Source organism: Streptomyces sp. NPDC051109 (assembly GCF_044455885.1).
Taxonomy (GTDB): Bacteria; Actinomycetota; Actinomycetes; order Streptomycetales; family Streptomycetaceae; genus Streptomyces.
Genome location: NZ_JBITFF010000009.1, coordinates 104,661 through 122,987, shown reverse-complemented (window position 1 = coordinate 122,987; position 18,327 = coordinate 104,661). Strand labels below are relative to the sequence as shown.

The window sequence follows — 18,327 nt, the reverse complement described above, 5'->3', positions numbered from 1 at the left end:
CTCGCGCGCGGGCCACCCTGATCACGTGCGCGCGTACGCCCTTCATGCGCCCCTACTCCCCCACGTAGCTTGCGACGTTGGCCTGTAACACCCGTACGAGCCGTAGGGGGAAGCAGCTTGAAGCGAGCAGACGTACTGAGGGATCTCGCGCAACCGTGGCACGTATCCGTCCAGTCGACAACGGAACTTGCGGGCAGCGTCGCGAAAGCGGCGGCCGCGGACGACAAGGCCAAGCAGGAGAAGAACCAGGCGCCCCTGCGCCGCAAACCGGAACTCCGCCCCTTGCCCCTGAAGCCGCTCGGCCTGTCGCTCCAGCTCACCCCTTGGGACGTCCTCCACACCCTGGGCCGGGCCAACGTCCTCGCCCGGCAAGGCGCCGGACGAGGCCTCGCCGAGCACTGGGCAAGCCTGAAGTACTGCCAAGCCCTGACCGGTAACGACGGCCGCTACATGGCCCTTTCGACAGAGGGCCGCAACCCGCGGCGCCACTACGCTGCCACCCAGTCGGGCGAGCTGAGCATCGGCTTCGCCCTCGCGCTCGCCCAGCGCGTGCTCGCCGCGCAGTATCCGGATCACTCGGTCTCGGTCATCGACGCCGAGATAGCCATGCGGGCCGGCTGGGAGCTGACCGGCAAGGAGGCCGGGCGCAGCAGCGCCCCAAGGCGACCGAACTTCTTCCTGGAGGTCTGGAAACCGGGTGAGCCGTCCCGGGTCATCCCGGTGACCTGCAAGGGCACCCACGGCAACGTGTCCCAGGTACACAAGCAGCTCGCCACCGCCTCCGCCGATGTGGAGGGCATCCACATCGGCCCGTACAACGAGACTCCGTCCCTGGTCTTCGGTACGACGCTCCCCAAGAAGAGCGAGAACATCACCGTCTACCTGCTCCAGGCCCCCGGCGACGGCACCCTGCGGCTGCCGACGACCGTGACCCTCGACCCTTCGGTCGAGGACCGCGCCATCGTCCCCGGCATCCACGTGCCCACCGAGCCGGACGAGAAGCCGGTCGTCCTGCCCGGATACCACCTCCAGCCGGAGGAGCACGGCTGGTTCGGCCGCGTTCTCGCCCAGGCTGATGCCGCCGGTCTGATGGCGTTCACCGGCGGCGGTGAACCGACAGCGCGCTACCTCACCAAGCGCCAGGGCAAGCGGCACTTCGAGACCTTCACCCACGCCGGCACCGGCATCGTCCAAGACGTCACCCACACCATCCACGGCAAGAACTTCGTGGGCACCGATCACGTCTTCCGCCTCAACGGGATCCGGGTCGAGGCCTTCTCCGGCCTCGCCGAGGACCTCTTCGAGCACCTACGAGAAGGCAGGGTCGAGCAGTACCGCCACGAGGCGCACGCACTCCGCTCCTCCTGGCCCGCCGACCCCTGGGACTCAAAGTGGCGCGGCCCCGTCTCCTTACACCCCGACGGCACCGTGATGGCGCTGCGCCGCCTCCGTCTGCGCTGATGCCACGCAGGCCTTCTGGGAGCCGGTCGACTCCCAGAAGGCCGCGGTCGCTCACGCCACTGCCAACAGCAGACGCTCGAGAGCGGCGGCAAGGGAACGCGAGCTCATCTCGTGACGAGCCGCAAGAGCCAGGCCGAGTCCTCTCCCGTCGAGCCAGGCCGCGGCCCCGGCTGCTATCGGCGGCGGGCAGAGGTCAGCAGCCCGGCCAGGGCCAGCACCATCCAGACGGTGAGGTAGGTGAAGGCCGCGGTCGGGGAAATGGTGGTCCAGAGGATGCCGGCGATGGTGCTGGCTGCGAGGTTGCCGAGGGACTGGACGGTGGCGAGCATGCCGAAGGCGGAGCCGCGCAGGTCCTTGGGTGCGAGGGCCGCGACGGCGGAGTGCTGGGCGGTCTCGACTGCGCCGATCCCGACGCCGGCCAGGACGAACGGCACCGCAAGGAAGGCAATGGCCGTGGCGTCGACAGCGAACAGGCCGTAGGAGAAGGCGAAGGCGGCGACCCCTGCGGCGAGGACGAGAACAGGGCCCCGGACGCCGAGCCTGTCGGAAAGCCGCCCGGCGGGCACGGAGGCGATGGTGGCGGCCACGTTGTAGGCGGTGTAGAGGCCGAGCGCGATGGTGGTCGCGGTCTTGGTGCCGTGTTCGGGGGTCAGCAGGTCCGAGGCGCGCAGGATCAGCAGGGTGGCGGCGACGTTGCCGACCTCGAACGCGGCGACCGCGCCCAGCAGCCTGCCGAGATCACCGTGGAGGACGGGCTTGACGCGGATCCTGAGGGGCACCTTGTCCCGGCTGGTCGGGCGAGGGGTCTTGCGGATGGCGTAGACGATTGCGCCGGCGGCCAGCAGACCGGGAATGACGGAGAGGCCGATCGCCCACTGGACGCCTACCCAGGCGACCAGACCCAGCGCGAGGAGGGGGCCGAAGATCGCGCCGAGGTTGTCCATCATCCGCTCGAACCCGTACGCCCGTCCGTACGCCCTGGCCGGGACGATGTCCGCCAGCAGGGCGTTGCGGGCAGGCACCCGAAGCCCGCGTGCGGTCCAGGCGGCGGCACGGAGAAGTCCCACCTGCCACACCGCAGTGGCGCCTGCGGTTGCCGCGCCCAGTACTGCGGTCGTCGCGTACCCGCCGACGGCGACCTTCCGACGTCGCGCCGGGTCGTCGGCGAGGACGCCGCCACCGAACCTGGCCGCCCCCGCCAGCGCGTCGGAAATACCCTCGATCGCCCCCAGTGCAGCGGCGGGAGCGCCGAGCGTGGAGGTCAGCAGGGAGGGCAGCAGCGCGGTCGGGATCTCGTGGCCGACGTCTGCGAGGAAACTGGCCGAGCCGATGCCTTTGACGCCCGGGCTCAGCCACTTGTCCTGGTCGGGTGTGGTGTCAGCGGGCGGCGCGGTGTCAGTCATGTTGGGCAGTCTGACGGGCGGAAGGAGTCGTTCACAGTGGACGATCCCACCAGCTGCGCAGGCCGGGATCTGCGATCTCTCCGAGGCCGCCGACCTCGCAGATCGCAGGAGAACCCGAGTCTTCGAGCGCATCTACGCAACGGAACTGTGATCCGGGCTGCCCCTGCCTGCCCATCGTTCGGGCTCCCGTTCGAGCTTCGCCCGGGACGGAGTCCCCGAACGCCCGGCAGTCGTCGCGTCAACCTCCGCGAGCGTGCGCCGGCCGACTTTCGCGGCCTCCTCGTGCCACGACTGGCTATCGCTGCCCCGGATCAGTCGATCTGTCCGCCATGGCAGCGCTTCTGCGACGTACGGGAGTATCGAACGCGGTGGCGCCCCAGCGACGACGGCCTCGCCATCAAGTGCAGCCCGGACCCGGCGCTCCAGTCCTCCGCCCAAGCCAACCAAGATCCGGGCCAGTTGCGGACCAAGCTGTGAACACTCCGGCGATCGACGTACGTTTTGCCTGGTCATCGGAGGCGCTGATCGTGTACCACCAGCAGACGAAGAATCTGCTGACGCTCTCCTGAGTGGGGCCCTTGGCGCGGCAACAAGGGAAACCGGCTGGTCAGACGCTCGTGAGAGGCGTGGTGGTCGCCTGTGGTCGCAGGCTGGAGGTACCCACTTCCCTCCGCCTCCCGGAGGCGATACCCATGCGTACCAGCGTCGGCCGCGGCCGTATCTACCGCCGCTGTGGCTGCAGGGACAACCACCGCCGCCAGCTCGGCACACACTGCCCCCACCTGGTCACCGACGGCGAGCACGGCACCTGGAGCTTCGCCGTCGATGTCCCCACCCCGGACCGGCGCCGCACCACGGTGCGCCGGGGCGGCTTCCCCACGCAGGACACGGCCGAGCAGGCCCTGAGCCGCTTCCTCGAGGGCGAGGCCGGCGGATACAACGCGGACCCGAACCAGACGGTCACCGCCTATCTGAACGCGTGGCTGGCGGCGAAGGCCCTCGTGCTGAAGCCGACCACCATGGCCCGCTATCGCGACTACGTCCGCAACGACCTCATCCCGGCCTTCGGCACCCTCAAGCTCGACCAGCTTGCCCACCGACACATCTCGGCCTACGTCACCTGCCAGCTCGCCGCCGGCCGCGGCGAGACCACCCTCTACCGGTGCCTGGCCACCCTCTCCAGCGCCCTCGGCGACTCCGTGCGCCAACACCGTCTGGCCCACAACCCGGCCCGTCCCCCGCTCCTACACCGACCACCATCGCCGGAGCGTCGCATCTGGACGGCGGAGGAAGCCGCCCGCTTCCTCACCTACTGCCACCATGCCGATCCCGAGATGGCCGACCTGTTCGAGTTCCTCATCGGCACCGGCCTGCGCAGAGGCGAAGCCCTCGGCCTCCACTGGGACGACGTCCACCTCGACCAGGGCGTCTTCTACGTGCGCTGCACCCTCTCAGCCATCGACAACAACCACCTCGTCATCACCTCACCGAAGACCCGGTCGAGCCGCGGCTGGGTCGCCATCTCACCCCGTGTCGCCACAGCCCTACGGCACCGCGCGCAAACAATGCCTCGAACCCGCGGCGATCCTGACGATCCGTTCGCCGGACTCGTGTTCTGTCGACCCGACGGCCGACCGCTCGGACCTCATCAGGTTCTGGACCGACTTCGCCGTCTCTCCGCCGAAGCCGGTGTCCCCAGGGTCACGGTCCACGACCTGTGACACATGGCCGCCACGATCACCATCACCGCCGGCGTCCCCCTCACCGTCGTCTCCAAGACGCTGCGGCACTCCACCCTCTCGACGACCGCCAACCTCTGCACCCACCTCACCCAACAGGCAGCCCGCGAAGCCGTCGACCACACCCTCACCGGAGCCGAGAACGCCGGCCACGAAACGGGCCGGACACCGTGGCTGCGACCACCACGCGACCACATCCACCGGATCCGCGAAGCCCTCCGCCGACACCGCTCCCCCGCAGTACCCGGCTTCAGTGCCACGGCCGACCGGCCACAGACCGGACGTGCGACCACCATGGCTCCGGACGCACGAAAGGCCGCCCTCTCATGAATGAGAGAACGGCCTCCGACCTGCGTAAACGCTGGTCGGGACGACAGGATTTGAACCTGCGACCCCTTGACCCCCAGCGTGCCAGCCGGGCTCCCAGTCCGCAAGCGCATCCATCACCGCCGCCTTCGATGTGGCCGGTCTCGGCAACCGCCTTCACTGGCTCGCACCCGGAGCTCGCGAAACCTCGGGTAAGCAGGCGCGTGCACCCGTCGGCTGCGCTACTTCCGGGGAAGCGTGGGCAGGCGAAGGCCACCGCCGTCGTCACCCAGTGCCGCAGGACGGACTCCTCCGCGAGGGCAGGGCCTCCGACCGTCACCCAGCCGCGCATCGGGCGCCCGGTGAAGTCCATGGGCCGGGCCTCCGGCCGGGCGAGCGCCTCCTCGGCCCGGTCCGGACCCACCCGGGCGATGAGCTCGTCGCCGACCACGCCCACGCTCATGTGCCCGCACAGAAGGAAGGACAGGCCGCCGAACATCCGCTTCTCGGTGATGTCCGGCCGCTCGCGGAGCTGCTCCCTGATCCGCTGGGCCAGACCTTCGTCGTACGTCATACGCCCACTCTCCCGCGGGGCCCCGTGACGTGCCGGGCGGAGTGCCTCGCGCGACCATGGGGGCATGGAACCGCCGTCCCTGAGCGATGTCAGCAGCCCCGGTCGCGTGGCGGATGCCGGTGAAGGCATCGGCGCGGAGGAGCTGGCGCTCGCTGCGCGCAACCACGGGATGCCGCTGGAGGCGCTGCGCTACGAGGTCACACCGGCGGGGCTGCACTACGTGCTGGTCCACTACGACATCCCCGTGGCGAACGACGACGAGTGGCGGCTGACCGTCGGCGGGACGGTCCGCACGCCGCTCAGGCTGGGCCTGGCCGCCCTCCGCGCGCTCCCGGCCGTCACGACCCGGGTCACCATGGAGTGCGCGGGCAACGGCCGGCCCGGCTCTCGCCCAGGCCCGTCAGCCAGCCCTGGCTGGTCGAGGCCGTGGGCAGCGCCGATGGACGGGCGTGCCTCTGCAGGCGGTGCTCGACGCGGCCGGGGTAGGGCCTGATGCCGTCGAAGCCGTGTTCACCGGCGCCGACCACGGCGTGGAGCGGGGCGTCGAGCAGGACTACCAGCGCAGTCTTCCACTGCCCGTCGGCGAGGACGTACTGATCGCCTACGCCATGAACGGCACGCCACTGCCCCCGCAGCACGGGTACCCGGTCCGTCTGGTCGTCCCCGGCTGGTACGGCATGGCCCACGTGAAATGGCTGCGCGACATCACTCTCGTCGATCGCCCGTTCACCGGCTTCCAGCAGACGGTCGCCTACCGTTACCGGCAGACCCCGGAGGAGCCCGGCGAACCAGTCACCCGGATCGCGCCGCGCGCCCTGCTCGTACCGCCCGGATTCCCGGACTTCATGTCCCGCACCCGCGTCGTGCACCCAGGGCCCGTACGGCTGGAAGGCCGTGCCTGGTCGGGGCACGGGCCGGTCGTACGGGTCGGGTTCAGTCCTGACGGAGGGCTGACGTGGGCCGACACCGAGGTCAAGCCGCCCGGGCCGCATCCGGCGGCCTGGCAGGCCTGGCACACGGAGTGGACGGCCACCCCGGGCAGTCACACCCTGACGGTCCGGGCCACGGACGCCTCGGGCCGCACCCAGCCCCTCGAACAGCCATGGAACCGTGGCGGCTTCGGCAACAACGCCGTCCAGCGAGTCCCCGTCCTGTGCCGCTGACTCCCGGCACCGGGATGGACGGGGATGGACGGGGCAGCGGGACATGGTGGCATCTCTGCCGTTCACGTTGCCGCGGGGCCGCCTCGTGTCGGCTGGGCGGCCGCGGCCGGCAGGTCTTGCACCTGCCGGTCGTAATCGTCGAGCAGCTGACGGAGATGGTCCAGCGACTCGGCCGGTACGTCGGCCGGAGCGGACTCCACGACGTAGCGGGCCGCCGTGACCAGTGCGGACAGTTCGTACACGTGGAACGTGCCGCGGAGTACCGCCGGGCGCAGCCTCTCCAGCAGCATCAGTCAGCCCTTGGAGCGTACGTACTCGACGACCTGGCCCAGCTCGGAGGCGAACTGGTCGTAGTCCTCCTGCATGCCGTTGATGTAGGCACTCCAGCCCAGACTCGCCTTCGCGTAGTGCACGGCTTCCTGGATCTCCTCGTCCGTGGCACCGAAGAGCTTGGCCGCCTCGGCGTGGAACAGGCTGCAGTACCGGCACTTGGTCTCGGCGTGCAGCCCGACGCCGATCAACTCCTTGTACTTGTTCGGGATCAGCGTCTCGCCGAGTTCGATCCGCTTGAAGATCTCCCACTCCGGGCCCAGCAGCTCGGTCGGAATGCTCTGGAAGAAGTGCGGCACCAGGCCCAGGGTTTCCTTGATGTCCGCTTCGACATCGGCGCGACTGACCGTGGTCGTCATGAAAACAGCCTCCTCCGAAGGCTCCGCGTGCCCGACCAGGCTCGCCCGCGCTGGTCGCGAGCGTGTCGGCACCGGCCATCGACGGGCTCGGACCGCCGTTGCGTAACACCCCACTGCCCCGGCGGAGAGAGCCCTCTGGCACCGGCAGGCCCTCACATCAAGCTTACGCACCTCCACCATCTCCGGCGACGGACGGAGAGGCCGCCCCACGGGACGCTCGGCACGGATGGTGATCGTCCGGTGACACATGATTCACGGCCGGGAGCCCCCCGGACGCGCGGCCGCCAGACGAATCCGGCCCCGTCCGCACAGTCGGCCGGGACCGCGGGCCCCTTCTCCGGGGGCGCCGCCCTAGGTCCGCGGATAGCGTGGAAGAACAGCGACCGGCAGGTGAGGCCATGACGAACAAGACCTACGACGCCATCGTCGTCGGGGCCCGCTGCGCGGGTGCACCGACCGCGATGCTGCTGGCCCGCCGGGGCCACCGGGTCCTTCTGGTGGACCGCGCCCGTTTCCCGAGCGACACCGTCTCCACGCACCTGATCCACCCGCCGGGCCTGGCGGCCCTGGACCGCTGGGGCCTGCTGAGCCGAGTGACCGCCGGCGGTCTGCCGGAGATCACCACCTACTCGTTCGACCTCGGACCGCTCACCCTGGCGGGCTCACCGGCCGGGTGCGGGTTCTCCGGCTCGTACGCACCGCGCCGCACCGTCCTGGACAAGATCCTCGTGGATGCGGCCTCGGAAGCGGGCGTCGAGGTACGTGAGGCCTTCTCCGTTGAGGAGTTGGTGACCGACGGCGGGGGTACGGACGGCACCGTGACCGGGATCACGGGCCGCGAACACGACGGCCCCCAGGTGACGGAGCACGCCCAGGTGGTGGTCGGCGCGGACGGAGCCCACTCGTTCGTCGCGCGGACCGCCGGAGCCGCCTCGTACGCCGAGAAGCCGAAACTGCAGGCCAGCTATTACACCTACTGGTCAGGGCTCGGGTTCGAGCACTTCGAGGCCTTCCTTCGGCCCGACCGGGCGCTCGCGGGCTGGCCCACCAACGACGGCCTGACCCTGCTCATCTGCGGCTGGCCGATGCGCGAAGCCGAGGCGCACCGGGCCGACGCCGAGGCGGAGTACCTGGCCACCATCGCTCTGGCTCCCTCCCTCGCCGAACGGACCGCCTCGGCCACCCGTGTCGAGCGGCTCGTCGGGACTGCCGTCCCGAACTACTTCCGCAGACCGTACGGACCGGGCTGGGCCTTGGTCGGGGACGCCGGCTACCTCAAGGACTTCATCACCGCGCAGGGCATCCAGGACGCCTTCCAGGACGCGGAGCTGTGCGCCCGGGCCGTCGACGAGACCCTCACCGGACAACGCCCCTTCGCGGAGGCCATGCGGGACTACCAAGAGGCCCGCGACGCGCGGGTACAGGAGATGTACGAGTTCACCGCCGAGTTCGCCCAGCTGGACCCGCCGACCCCGCAGATGCAGCAGATGTTCGGCGCCATCGCGCAGCGGCAAGAGACGATGGACGGGTTCGCCCGGGTGATCGCCGGGGTGACCGCTCCTTCGGCGTTCTTCTCCGACCCGGCCCTGGCCCCCGCAGCGGGCTGAGCCGCCCGTCTCCCCTCGTCGTCCTCGTAGACGAGGGCCGGCGCGCTCGCCGGGATCCTCGTCACGTTCGCCCTGGGCCGGGACCGTCGGCCCCGGTGACCCACCGCGGCGGCTCCAGGGATCCAGCGCCAGGAATCCGGAGAGGGCCGTTCGATGGAATCGGCCGCCACTGCCCCGCCCATCCCGGCGTTTGTGGCGATGCATGGAGGATGGCCGCCGCCCGCCCCGGACTGCGGCGGCCCCTGTCGCTCATAGGGAGCCTGTGTGAGCACCTCTGGTTCTGGGCCGCTCCGTACCGCTGAGGGCCTGGAACAACGGCCCCTACGCAGAGGCAATGCACACCCGGCGGGGTGATCTGTCACTGCGCGATGCGGACGGTTGGTGCTGTCCCCTGGATGTCTCGAGAGGCGGTGCGCGCGAGCGGACGCCGGTGATCACGCCGTGCTGCGCCGTTGCAAGGGCCGCGTACTGGACATCGGGGGCGGGGCCGGCCGGCTGGTCGAGGCGCTGCTCCACCGCGGGCACTACACACTCGGGATCGACGTGTCGCCGTCCGCCGTGATCACCACGGTGCGCCGGGGTGGCGCCGCACTGCACTGTTCGGTGTTCGATCCGATTCCCGGTGAGGGCACGTGGGGAACGGCCCTGCTCATCGACGGGAACATCGGCATCGGCGGCGACCCCTGCAGGCTCTTGCGGCGGATCAGGGACCTCGTCCACGGCCAGGGGCTGCTGATCGTGGAGACCGCTTCCGGCGGTGTGGACGAGCGACGCGCTCCTGGCCCGAATAGCGGACCGCGAGCCGCACCTCCCACTCGCGGCCTAACGCCCAGAATTTCCGGCCGCGTGTACTAGGCTCCGCCGCTAGCATCACTGGATCGACAGGAGGCCCGATGATCGGCGTGCTCGTGACTTTTACGCAGACCGACAAGTTCGATCGTGCAACTCTCGCAAGGATTGCCGGCGAACTCCGGGCACCGTTCGAAGGCATGGCCGGCCTTCGCTTCAAGAGTTTCATGCTCGACGAAGACGGTGTTCGGGCAAGGAACTTCTACGTGTGGGATGACGAGGAAAAAGGCCGCACCTTCTTCACGGAGGAGCTCGTCGGCAAGGTGACGGGGATTTATGGCGTCCCGCCCAAAATCGAATACCTCGATGTCGTGGGGTTCGTCGACAACTCCGGCACCTGATTTTCAAGTCGGGTGTCGCCTAAGCCTTAGCGGTCCAACAGCCGGGCTGCCCACGAGCCGATGACGATGCTCACCCGGCGAGGGCGAAGTAGCGCAACCACAGGTAGAGGGCGCAGAGGGCGACGGTCGCCATCGTGACCACGAGGCCGTACTTGGTGAATGCCCAGAAGCTGATGGGGTGGCGGTTGCGTTCGGCGATGCCGAGCACCACGACGTTGGCGGAAGCTCCGATGGCGGTGGCGTTGCCTCCGAGGTCGGCGCCCAGCGCGAGCGCCCACCACATCACGTGGTCGGGGTCGCCACCCATTTCGCCGACCAGCTCGCTGGTGATCGGAGCCATCGTGGCCACGTAAGGGATGTTGTCAATGATCCCCGAGAGGACCGCGGATCCACCCAGGAGCATCATGGATCCGCCGAGTGCGTCACCGCCGATCGCATCCGCGAGGGAGCCTGCCAGGCTTCCGATGACACCGGTCTCGATCAGCGCCCCGACCATGACGAACAACCCTGCGAAGAAGGCGAGGGTGGGCCACTCCACCTCGCCGAGGATCTCCCCCGTCTCGACCTTGGAGATCGCGATGAGCAGGCCCGCGCCGAGCAGGGCCACGACGCTCGGCTCGTAGTGCAGCACCGGGTGCAGGACGAAGCCCGCCACGACGAGCGCGAGGACGCCGAGGCCTTGAGCCAGGAGCCGAGGTTCGGTGATCGCCTCGCGTTCGCGAAGGTCCATGAGCTCAGCCGCGCGCTTCTCGTCGTAGACGAAGTGCTTCGCGAACATCACCCGGCACAGAAGCACCAGTACGCCCACGAGCACGACGCACAGCGGGGCGAGGTGCACCAGGAAGTCGTTGAAGGTGAGCCCGGCCCGGCTGGCGATGATGATGTTCGGCGGGTCACCGACGAGGGTGGCCGTGCCCCCGATGTTCGAGGCCAGGACTTCGGCGAACGATGCGCGCGACGGCGGACATCGGGGAAGCGAGCAGGGGTCAGGGCCTGTCGGGCTGGGGCACCTCGTTGACAGAACGGGGTGCGCGGCAGGGGGCGGAGGCGCCGCCGAGGCACCTCCGGATGCCTCCGGGCGGCTGGCATCACCGGCGGCCGCGACGTGGAACGGCAGGGAGGTCGATGACCACCCTGCCTCCGGAAACCCTACCCCGTGGATCATCCTGCTCGGCGGGGCCGAGCACCGCCCGCACCGGCACATCGCGGCGGTGCCCGGCGCGCGGGCACCCGTACCGCGCAGGACAGTGGGTGCATGACGTACGACGAAGGACTGGCCCAGCGGATCCGGGAGCGGCTCGGTGAGCAGCCCGCCGTCACCGAGAAACGGATGTTCGGCGGTCTCGCGTTCCTGCTGCACGGCAACATGACCGTGGGCGTGTCCGGCGACGAGGTCATCGCCCGTGTGGGTCCGGACGGGACCGAACAGGCTCTCGCCCGCCCGGAGGCCCGGCCCATGGACTTCACCGGTCGCCCGATGCGCGGCTGGGTGACGGTCAGCGGCCGGGCCTTGGCGGAGGATGCGGTGCTGGACCACTGGCTCACGACGGCAGTGGCGTTCGCGGACACGCTGCCGCCCAAGTGAGATCCGTACTCACTGCTCCAGCAGCGCCTTGAGTGCCGCCAGGTCCTTGTGCTGGGCGCGGCGCATGGCCGCCGCCATCACGGTGGCGCCGAAGGAGGCGAACCCACTGGGCTCGCCCCGGTTGCGCAGCGTCATGCGCGTGCGGTTCGAGCCTTCCCCGTACGGCTCCCAGGTGTAGGTGGTCTCCGTGGGGAAGGGTCCTTCGTCCGTCCGCATCACCAGTCGGCGCCCGGGCTCGTACGCGGTGATCTCGTATGTGTAGGCCAGCCGCCTGCCGATGAAGCGGGCGACGAACGCGACCCTGGAGCCGACAGCCAACGGCGGCGGCGTCCGCCAGTCGACGGAGGTGATGTTCGCGTACCACTCGGTGCGTGCGTGGGGTCGGCCGCGTAGGCGGCGACCTTGTCGGACGGGGCGGCGATCACGGCCTCGGTCAGCACGTCGACCTTCATCGGAGAGCCTCCGCTCAGGACTCGGGGGCGGTCTTGGTGCCCCGGTGGCGCTGGTAGTGGCGGGCGACACGGGCACGGTTGCCGCAGCCGGCCGAGCACCATTCGCGGCGGGGGTGCTGCTTCACGAAGTAGAGCACGCAGCCCGGCGCCAGGCAGGCACGCAGCTGCGGTCGCATGTCGCCGGTGAACAGGTCGACGGCTTGTCCGGCGAGCACGGCGACCACCGCCTGCCCCGCGAGGTCGCTGGCGCGCACGATGCGGGCCGGGTCCCCACCCGAAGGCCAGTGGAGCGTCGCCCACACCGGTGTCACGCTGCACGCCTCGTTCAGTGCCGCGAGGGCTGCGTCCCGGGTGCCGGTGGCCGACACCCTTGGGCCGCTCGGGCGGTCGAGCGACACGGACCACCTGGGCTGGTCGTTACACCTGCTTGACCGACTTCATGGTGCAGATCCCCGCGGACTGGCTGGCCCGGGTCTTCCTTTCGCTGCGCCGGAGCGCATCGGACGATGCGAAGGCCCTGGCAGCAGAGCTGCAGCCGTTCACGGAGAAGCCAGGTCAGCGGGTACCTGTCCCGGGAACGACCGTACTGCGCACGGAGTTGGCCCTGCGGGGGGAGATCGAGATCGCCGACGAAGAAGGCCGGCGTGCGCGACTGTCCGAGGAAGCCGAGTACTTGATCAAGGCCCGGCTCCCCCGCCAGTAGGACCGTTAGATCTCCGTGCCGACGTGTGTCGTCGGGGTGCTGGCCGCCGAGTGTCTGCGTGGTGCGCAAGTGGAGCGATGTCCGGGCGAGCTGGGCATCACCAGCCGCAAGGTGGTGGCTCCGGGATCAGCTCTGTGGGGGATCAGCACCACGTGTGAAGGGTTGCGTACGGCAGATGAGCAGGGCGACGTCATCTGGGTCGTCGGGACGCCGGAGTTCGCGTAGGAGCCGGTCGCAGGTCTCTTCCAGGGAATCGTCGGGCACGTCGAGCAGGGCGAGGAGGGTTTCGAGTCGTTCATCGATGGGATGGTGGCGGGTTTCGACCAGTCCGTCGGTGTACAGGACCAGCTGGTCGCCGATGCCGAGGCCGAAGGTGGTGGTCTCGAAGAGGGCTCCGCCGACTCCGAGCGGGGTGCCGGTGGGCAGGTCGAGGAGTTCGGGGTGCTTGCCGCTGCGTACGAGGGCGGGCGGTAGGTGGCCGGCGTTGGCGATGTGGCATTCGGCACGGTGGGGGTCGTAGACGGCGTAGACGCAGGTGGCGATGTAGTGCTCCAGCCCCGAGGTGATCTTGTCGAGGTGCTGGAGGAGCTGGTCGGGGTCGAGGTTGAGGTCGGCGAAGGCGCTGGTGGCGGTGCGTAGGCGGCCCATGGCGGCGGCGGCGTCGATGCCGCTGCCCATGACGTCGCCCACGACGAGTGCGGTCCTGTCGCGGTCGAGGGGGAAGACGTCGTACCAGTCGCCGCCGATCTCGTACGTGGCCTGCGCGGGCCGGTACCGGGAGGCGATCTGCAGTCCGGGAAGGTGCGGCGGGTGGCTGGGGAGCAGGCTGCGCTGCAGGGTTTCGGCGGCGTTGCGCACGCTCTGGTGCGTACGGGCGTTGTCGATGCACACGGCGGCGCGGGCAGCGAGTTCGGCAGCGAGGGAGAGGTCGTCCTCGCCGAAGGGCGCCGGGTTGCGGGCCCGAGTGAGGCCCAGGAAGCCGAGGACGTGGCCGCGTGCGGTGAGCGGGACCGACATGTAGGAGTGCACGCCGGCGCGGGCCAGAAGGCCGGCGGCGTGGCTGTCCCGGGCGATGCGTGCCAGGTCGGTGTCGTCGGCGTGGGCGATGAGCTGTGGCTGCCCGGTGCGTACGGTCTCGGTGGCCACGCGGTCGGCGGCGTAGGCGGCGATCTCGCCGGGCGGGTCGGCGGCCTGGAACGCTTCCGTGGGGTAGGCGGCCTTCAGCGCGAGCGCGCGAAAGAGCTCCGGGCCGTCTCGGGGAGCAGGGCCTGGGCGGTGTTCGTCCAGGACGGAGTTGAGCACGTCGACCGCGACGACGTCGGCGAGCTCGGGAACGACGACTTCGGCCAGCTCGCGGGCGGTCTGTTCCACGTCCAGGGTGGTGCCGATCCGGGCGGAGCCGTCGGCGATCAGGGCCAGGCGCCGCCGGGCCTCTGCGGCCTCCATGGCCGCCTGATACCGGTCGGTGACGTCGACCACCAGGTCGGCCACGCCGAGGACCCGGCCCTGGGGGTCCTCCAGCCGGTACAGGGAGATCGACCAGGCGTGCTGATCCGGGTCGCCGGGTGTGCGGCCGACGATGGTGGATTGGTCAACCATCGGAATCCCGGTCTTCAGAACTTCCCTCATCGCGGCCTCGGCCACCCCGAACTTCGCGGCGGTCATGATCTCGCGGTAGTGCCGGCCGAGGTGGTCCTTCACGGATATGCCGTGCATCCGCTCCAGGGCCGGGTTGACCGCCACGTACCGCAGATCGGTGTCAAGGATCGCCAGCCCGATGGGGGATTGTGAGATCAGCCGCGTGGACAGGGCGACATCCCGCTCCAGCTCGCGCAACGTCGTCTCGTCGGCGGCGAGCCCGAGGGCGTAGAAGTTGCCGCGGTCGTCCAGCAGGCGCATGTTGCGGAACTCGACCAGTCGAGTGCTGCCGTCCTTGTGCCGAACGGGGAACGCTCCGGCCCAGCTCTCGCCTGTCCCCATGACATGGGCGAACAGCTTGCTCATCAGTTCCCAGTGCTGTTCATGGACGAGCAGTGGCGCCGCGTACTGCCCGAGCGCCTCCTCGGCGGAGTAGCCGTAGAGGTCCTCGGCCTGCGGGCTCCACAGGACGATCCGCCCATCAGCGTTCAGCAGCACGGCGGCGACACCGAGGAGGTCCATCAGCCCGCTCGGCTCCGGCGCACCCTCCTCCGGCCGACCGGCATCGGCCCGACGTGCCTCGGCTGCGCTCATCGCAGGCTCTCCTTCCGCCTGCCGGCATCGCGCGGGCCGTCCGCTGACGCCGGCCCTGCCTGGCTCCTGCGTCTGTGGGCGCTTCGGGTTCCATGGTCCCCCCGGATTGGCCGACCGCACCATAGGACGAGATCCTTCCGTGGCTGGATGTCCTTGCGCCGCTTCCTCGAGGGCGAAGCCGGCCGATTCAGCGCGACCCGAACCAGACCGGAATGCCCGAGGCAGCCTGGAGCAGCACCAGGCCTCCCATTCCGGCGGGGTAGCCCGCCCAGGGGTCCTGACGGGTGAACCCGCGTGTCCTGAGGGCCTCAGGACGGTCATGGCGCACAACGTGGGTGGAAAGCCCCGTACCGGCGTGAGGACGCGACGAGATGACGACCGTTGTGGTGACCGGCGCGACCGGGAACGTCGGACGACACGTGGTGAGCGAACTGGGCCGGCGCGGCATCCCCTACCGCGCGCTCACCCGCAACCTGGAACGAGCCACTGCCGTACTCGGCCCCGGCGCCGACCTTGCGCAGGGGGACTTCACCGATCGCGATTCGCTCCGTGCCGCCTTCGCGGGCGCCGAGCAGGCCTTCCTGAGCTGCGCCAACGACCCGCGGCAGGTCGAGAACGCGGCAAACGCGATCGAGACCGCAGCGACGGCCGGTGTCCGACAGATCGTCCTGCTGTCCACGGTCGGCGCCGAGGTCGGGGCGGCGCAGACGTTCGCCGATCAGCACGGCCGCATCGAGCACCGCCTGCGCTCGGCGGGGATCCCGTTCATGATTCTCCGGTCCGGCTTCCTGATGTCGAACCTACTCGGTTCACTGCCGACGATCGGGCAGGCCGGGCGGATCTTCCTGCCTGCGGACGACGCCTGCGTCGCCATGATCGACCCCCGGGACGTGGCCGCCTGCGCGGTCGCGGTGCTCGGCGGGCAGAGCGGGGACGGAGAGACCCACCTGATCACCGGCCCGGAGGCCATCACCTTCACCGAGGTCGCCCGCCAGCTCTCCGCCGCCCTCGGACGGACGGTCGAGTATGTCGCCGTACCCGACGAGGCGGCCCTGGCCGGCATGCTCGGGGCGGGCCTGCCTCCGTGGCTCGCCGAGGGGGTGATGGGCATCTTCCAGATGCTCAGGGAAGGCATCAATGCCGACACCACCGACTCCGTGCGCCAACTGACCGGGCGCGACCCACGGCCCGTCGCCGACTTCGCCCACGACCTCATGGCACCGCTCCTGACCCGCTGATGCCGCAGCAGGACGCAGCCCGCGCGGCAGAGTGGGTCCCGGCACAGGGCTTCGCCGCATTCGGGATCAGCACCGGGGACCGACGTGGCCGACCTGATGGTGTTGCCGCTGCGGCCCTTGCCGGGGCTGGGCCCGGGGTCACCCCCTCTCCCACGGCGCCTTCGCAAGGACACCGTGGGCCTTGACCGACCGGACCCACTCGGAGCAGTGAACGGACGAAACCCCTCGGCCACCGAGAGGTCGCCGGGGCCTCACGCGTGACGGCATGTCAGGCTGCGACGGGGGTGACGTTGGCGTTCCGGTAGAAGACGATCACGGTGTCAGGGGCGATGGGGGCACGACGGGTCGGCGAGCGGTCACGTCGTTTCGCCGGGCGTATCGAGCGGCTTCCGACCGGTTCGCCACTCCGAGCTTGCGCAACACGGCGGCGACGTGGTGCTCCACGGTGCGCCGCGACAAGATCAGCTCGTCGGCGATCTCTGCGTTGCGGAGTCCGTCGGCCAAGAGGGTGAGCACCTCCCGCTCGCGGGTACTCAGCCCGTCTGGGCCGGCACCGCGGGACGGGCGCCTGGGGATGTCGCGCACGCCGAGCCGGCGCAGGCGGCGGGCTGTGATGTCGCGCATCGGGCGGGCTCCCAGGCGGTCGAAGGCCGCAAGTGCCTCGCGCAGCATCCCTTCGTCGGTGGTGTCGGCGAGCGCGAGCGCGGCCTCGTAGGGGCAGCCGATCTCCTGCCAACGCTCTGCCGACTCGCGCGGGCGGCCCGACAGCTGGAGCCGGTACGGTTCTGCTGCCCGCGCCTGGACCTCGCCCGGTCGGTCGGCGCGCGAGAGCAAGTAGGCCAGCTCGCCAAGCAGCCATGGCTCGCCCTGCTCCTCGGCGGTGGCCAGGGCCGGGGTGGCCACCGCGCGTACCTGATCGAGGTCGCCGGTGTACGCCGCGGCTTCCGCCAGCGCCGGAGTGGATCCGATGATCCAGCCGACGACCGGCTCGGCGGTGACCATGACCGAACGGACCCGGGCCAGCAGGGGGCGGGGATCGGAGTCACCTCGGCGGGAGCGCAGCCGGCCCAGCACCACCATGGCTATCATCCTGCGCCCGTCGTCCACGCCAGCCGTGCGCAGCACCTCCGAGGCGAGCGCCTCGGCCTCGTCCCACCGGCCCGGTCGAGGAGCGCCCTCGACCGGAAGGCACGCAGCCACTGGCGCCACACCTCCTGGCCGTGTTCTTCGGTGAAGGAGAGGGCCTCCGCGTACCACCGCTCGGCCTCCCGGTACCAGCGGCGGGTCACGCAGATCAGCTGGAGCCAGAAGTAGCCGAGGCCGGCCTGATCGTTTGCGGATGCTTCGCGCGCCAGGCGGACGCTCTCCGCGATCAGGTCGAGGCCGGACACGTCGCCGTCCTGGGCGCGGCCGATGCCGATGGGCAGCAGCGCGAGCGCCCGTTCCAGCGGTCCGGTGCCCTCGCCGGCCATCGCGAGGAGCCGCTCGCCCCACGCGACCGCGTCGGCGTTGCGGAACGCCATTGCGGAGAGCTTGCCGCGGATGGCGCAGGCGAGCGCGTACTCGGGTCCCGGTGGCTGCCCCGCCAGCAGTGCGAGTGCCTCGTCGCAGGCCTTCTCGCCGAGCGTGATCTCCCGGGCCAGGTGCGCCGCGGTGATCGCCAGCCCGACCAGCGCCCCGCCCCGCCGACGGTCGTCGCCGACCTCCCGCCACGCCTCGACGGCCTCCTGCCGGGCGCGCAGGGCGCCGTCGAGGTCGTCGGCGAGATGACACTGCCGGCCGAGTTCCTCCAGGAGCCCGGCCCGGTCCGCGTCCGGGCTGCCCGGGAACACTTCGAGTGCGCGGCGGAGGTGTGCCGCGGCCTCCGTGTGAGCCCCCAGCGTGGATGCCCGTTGTGCCGCGAGGGGTGCGTAGGCGAGCACGGCGGCCCGGTCGTCGGCACGCTCTGCGTGATCGGCGAGCCGCGCCGGTTCCACTTCGCCGGG

19 protein-coding genes and 1 pseudogene are annotated in these 18,327 nt (G+C 70.4%); 10 read left to right on the top strand and 10 right to left on the bottom strand.

Annotated features, from left to right (window positions below; all coding sequences use genetic code 11):
• The first annotated feature begins 117 nt into the window (after positions 1–117).
• The gene (locus ACIBAD_RS18810; RefSeq protein ID WP_398907746.1) at positions 118–1,461 is read left to right on the top strand and encodes a hypothetical protein; all 1,344 of its coding nucleotides are present in this window, start codon (positions 118–120) and stop codon (positions 1,459–1,461) included.
• A gap of 173 nt (positions 1,462–1,634) precedes the next feature.
• Here the strand turns inward: ACIBAD_RS18810 and ACIBAD_RS18805 are convergent, their stop codons facing one another.
• Positions 1,635–2,864 (bottom strand): MFS transporter, encoded by a 1,230-nt coding sequence (locus tag ACIBAD_RS18805; protein ID WP_398907745.1) that lies wholly within the window; start codon positions 2,862–2,864, stop codon positions 1,635–1,637.
• A gap of 692 nt (positions 2,865–3,556) precedes the next feature.
• On the opposite strand from ACIBAD_RS18805, the gene xerC reads away from it, so the two are divergent.
• Both xerC and ACIBAD_RS18795 read left to right on the top strand, forming a co-directional pair.
• Complete coding sequence (xerC, locus tag ACIBAD_RS18800; protein WP_398907744.1) at positions 3,557–4,585, top strand: tyrosine recombinase XerC; 1,029 nt, start codon at positions 3,557–3,559, stop codon at positions 4,583–4,585.
• A gap of 3 nt (positions 4,586–4,588) precedes the next feature.
• The gene (locus ACIBAD_RS18795; RefSeq protein WP_398907743.1) at positions 4,589–4,933 is read left to right on the top strand and encodes a hypothetical protein; all 345 of its coding nucleotides are present in this window, start codon (positions 4,589–4,591) and stop codon (positions 4,931–4,933) included.
• On the opposite strand, the gene ACIBAD_RS18790 is transcribed toward ACIBAD_RS18795, so the two are convergent.
• A complete protein-coding gene (locus ACIBAD_RS18790; protein ID WP_398907742.1) occupies positions 4,854–5,483 on the bottom strand; it encodes a TfoX/Sxy family protein in 630 nt (209 codons plus the stop codon). The genes ACIBAD_RS18795 and ACIBAD_RS18790 overlap by 80 nt on opposite strands.
• Positions 5,484–5,547: 64 nt before the next feature.
• Here ACIBAD_RS18790 and ACIBAD_RS18785 point away from each other — a divergent pair.
• Positions 5,548–6,646, top strand: a pseudogene (locus tag ACIBAD_RS18785) (sulfite oxidase).
• Between the two features lie 62 nt (positions 6,647–6,708).
• On the opposite strand, the gene ACIBAD_RS18780 reads toward ACIBAD_RS18785, so the two are convergent.
• Both ACIBAD_RS18780 and ACIBAD_RS18775 read right to left on the bottom strand, forming a co-directional pair.
• Positions 6,709–6,936, bottom strand: a complete 228-nt coding sequence (locus ACIBAD_RS18780; protein ID WP_362406740.1) for a hypothetical protein — start codon at positions 6,934–6,936, stop codon at positions 6,709–6,711.
• A 3-nt stretch (positions 6,937–6,939) separates the two neighbouring features.
• A complete protein-coding gene (locus ACIBAD_RS18775; RefSeq protein ID WP_215150402.1) occupies positions 6,940–7,335 on the bottom strand; it encodes a carboxymuconolactone decarboxylase family protein in 396 nt (131 codons plus the stop codon).
• 398 nt (positions 7,336–7,733) lie between these two features.
• Here ACIBAD_RS18775 and ACIBAD_RS18770 point away from each other — a divergent pair, with 398 nt between their 5' ends.
• The 3 genes from ACIBAD_RS18770 (at position 7,734) to ACIBAD_RS18760 (ending at position 10,132) form a co-directional block, all read left to right on the top strand.
• Positions 7,734–8,942: an NAD(P)/FAD-dependent oxidoreductase gene (locus ACIBAD_RS18770; RefSeq protein WP_398907741.1), complete on the top strand. Its 1,209-nt coding sequence runs from the start codon at positions 7,734–7,736 to the stop codon at positions 8,940–8,942.
• A 441-nt stretch (positions 8,943–9,383) separates the two neighbouring features.
• Positions 9,384–9,797, top strand: coding sequence for a hypothetical protein (locus ACIBAD_RS18765; RefSeq protein WP_398907740.1), 414 nt, complete (start codon positions 9,384–9,386; stop codon positions 9,795–9,797).
• A 38-nt stretch (positions 9,798–9,835) separates the two neighbouring features.
• Positions 9,836–10,132: a hypothetical protein gene (locus tag ACIBAD_RS18760; RefSeq protein ID WP_362403124.1), complete on the top strand. Its 297-nt coding sequence runs from the start codon at positions 9,836–9,838 to the stop codon at positions 10,130–10,132.
• A 70-nt stretch (positions 10,133–10,202) separates the two neighbouring features.
• Here the strand turns inward: ACIBAD_RS18760 and ACIBAD_RS18755 are convergent, their stop codons facing one another.
• On the bottom strand, positions 10,203–11,297 hold the full coding sequence (locus ACIBAD_RS18755; RefSeq protein WP_398907739.1) for an SLC13 family permease: 1,095 nt from the start codon (positions 11,295–11,297) through the stop codon (positions 10,203–10,205).
• 90 nt (positions 11,298–11,387) lie between these two features.
• Here ACIBAD_RS18755 and ACIBAD_RS18750 point away from each other — a divergent pair, with 90 nt between their 5' ends.
• Complete coding sequence (locus tag ACIBAD_RS18750; RefSeq protein WP_393741365.1) at positions 11,388–11,717, top strand: TfoX/Sxy family protein; 330 nt, start codon at positions 11,388–11,390, stop codon at positions 11,715–11,717.
• Between the two features lie 9 nt (positions 11,718–11,726).
• Here the strand turns inward: ACIBAD_RS18750 and ACIBAD_RS18745 are convergent, their stop codons facing one another.
• Both ACIBAD_RS18745 and ACIBAD_RS18740 read right to left on the bottom strand, forming a co-directional pair.
• Positions 11,727–12,239 (bottom strand): SRPBCC family protein, encoded by a 513-nt coding sequence (locus ACIBAD_RS18745; RefSeq protein ID WP_398907738.1) that lies wholly within the window; start codon positions 12,237–12,239, stop codon positions 11,727–11,729.
• Positions 12,184–12,567 carry a CGNR zinc finger domain-containing protein gene (locus tag ACIBAD_RS18740; RefSeq protein WP_393741371.1) on the bottom strand — a complete coding sequence of 128 codons (384 nt, stop codon included), beginning with the start codon at positions 12,565–12,567 and terminating at the stop codon, positions 12,184–12,186. Before ACIBAD_RS18740 ends, ACIBAD_RS18745 begins: the two co-directional genes overlap by 56 nt.
• 41 nt (positions 12,568–12,608) lie before the next feature.
• Between ACIBAD_RS18740 and ACIBAD_RS18735 the strand changes: the two genes are divergently transcribed.
• Positions 12,609–12,872, top strand: a complete 264-nt coding sequence (locus tag ACIBAD_RS18735) for a hypothetical protein (RefSeq protein ID WP_398907737.1) — start codon at positions 12,609–12,611, stop codon at positions 12,870–12,872.
• Between the two features lie 126 nt (positions 12,873–12,998).
• On the opposite strand, the gene ACIBAD_RS18730 is transcribed toward ACIBAD_RS18735, so the two are convergent.
• The gene (locus tag ACIBAD_RS18730; protein ID WP_393741373.1) at positions 12,999–15,104 is read right to left on the bottom strand and encodes a SpoIIE family protein phosphatase; all 2,106 of its coding nucleotides are present in this window, start codon (positions 15,102–15,104) and stop codon (positions 12,999–13,001) included.
• Positions 15,105–15,475: 371 nt separating this feature from the next.
• Between ACIBAD_RS18730 and ACIBAD_RS18725 the strand changes: the two genes are divergently transcribed.
• Entirely contained in the window at positions 15,476–16,342 is an 867-nt protein-coding gene (locus tag ACIBAD_RS18725; RefSeq protein ID WP_398907736.1) for an SDR family oxidoreductase, read from the top strand.
• 312 nt (positions 16,343–16,654) lie between these two features.
• Here the strand turns inward: ACIBAD_RS18725 and ACIBAD_RS18720 are convergent, their stop codons facing one another.
• On the bottom strand, positions 16,655–17,422 hold the full coding sequence (locus ACIBAD_RS18720; RefSeq protein WP_398907735.1) for a LuxR C-terminal-related transcriptional regulator: 768 nt from the start codon (positions 17,420–17,422) through the stop codon (positions 16,655–16,657).
• A 5-nt stretch (positions 17,423–17,427) separates the two neighbouring features.
• Complete coding sequence (locus ACIBAD_RS18715) at positions 17,428–18,318, bottom strand: hypothetical protein (protein ID WP_398907734.1); 891 nt, start codon at positions 18,316–18,318, stop codon at positions 17,428–17,430.
• Between the last annotated feature and the right edge of the window lie 9 nt (positions 18,319–18,327).

What these genes read in the sequence shown, in the direction of transcription:
- ACIBAD_RS18805 (WP_398907745.1), bottom strand. Translation starts at nt 2,864, where the DNA reads ATGACTGACACCGCGCCGCCCGCTGACACCACACCCGACCAGGACAAG.
- xerC (WP_398907744.1), top strand. Translation starts at nt 3,557, where the DNA reads ATGCGTACCAGCGTCGGCCGCGGCCGTATCTACCGCCGCTGTGGCTGC.
- ACIBAD_RS18795 (WP_398907743.1), top strand. Translation starts at nt 4,589, where the DNA reads ATGGCCGCCACGATCACCATCACCGCCGGCGTCCCCCTCACCGTCGTC.
- ACIBAD_RS18790 (WP_398907742.1), bottom strand. Translation starts at nt 5,483, where the DNA reads ATGACGTACGACGAAGGTCTGGCCCAGCGGATCAGGGAGCAGCTCCGC.
- ACIBAD_RS18780 (WP_362406740.1), bottom strand. Translation starts at nt 6,936, where the DNA reads ATGCTGCTGGAGAGGCTGCGCCCGGCGGTACTCCGCGGCACGTTCCAC.
- ACIBAD_RS18775 (WP_215150402.1), bottom strand. Translation starts at nt 7,335, where the DNA reads ATGACGACCACGGTCAGTCGCGCCGATGTCGAAGCGGACATCAAGGAA.
- ACIBAD_RS18770 (WP_398907741.1), top strand. Translation starts at nt 7,734, where the DNA reads ATGACGAACAAGACCTACGACGCCATCGTCGTCGGGGCCCGCTGCGCG.
- ACIBAD_RS18760 (WP_362403124.1), top strand. Translation starts at nt 9,836, where the DNA reads ATGATCGGCGTGCTCGTGACTTTTACGCAGACCGACAAGTTCGATCGT.
- ACIBAD_RS18755 (WP_398907739.1), bottom strand. Translation starts at nt 11,297, where the DNA reads ATGATCCACGGGGTAGGGTTTCCGGAGGCAGGGTGGTCATCGACCTCC.
- ACIBAD_RS18750 (WP_393741365.1), top strand. Translation starts at nt 11,388, where the DNA reads ATGACGTACGACGAAGGACTGGCCCAGCGGATCCGGGAGCGGCTCGGT.
- ACIBAD_RS18735 (WP_398907737.1), top strand. Translation starts at nt 12,609, where the DNA reads ATGGTGCAGATCCCCGCGGACTGGCTGGCCCGGGTCTTCCTTTCGCTG.
- ACIBAD_RS18730 (WP_393741373.1), bottom strand. Translation starts at nt 15,104, where the DNA reads ATGAGCGCAGCCGAGGCACGTCGGGCCGATGCCGGTCGGCCGGAGGAG.
- ACIBAD_RS18725 (WP_398907736.1), top strand. Translation starts at nt 15,476, where the DNA reads ATGACGACCGTTGTGGTGACCGGCGCGACCGGGAACGTCGGACGACAC.
- ACIBAD_RS18720 (WP_398907735.1), bottom strand. Translation starts at nt 17,422, where the DNA reads ATGGTGGTGCTGGGCCGGCTGCGCTCCCGCCGAGGTGACTCCGATCCC.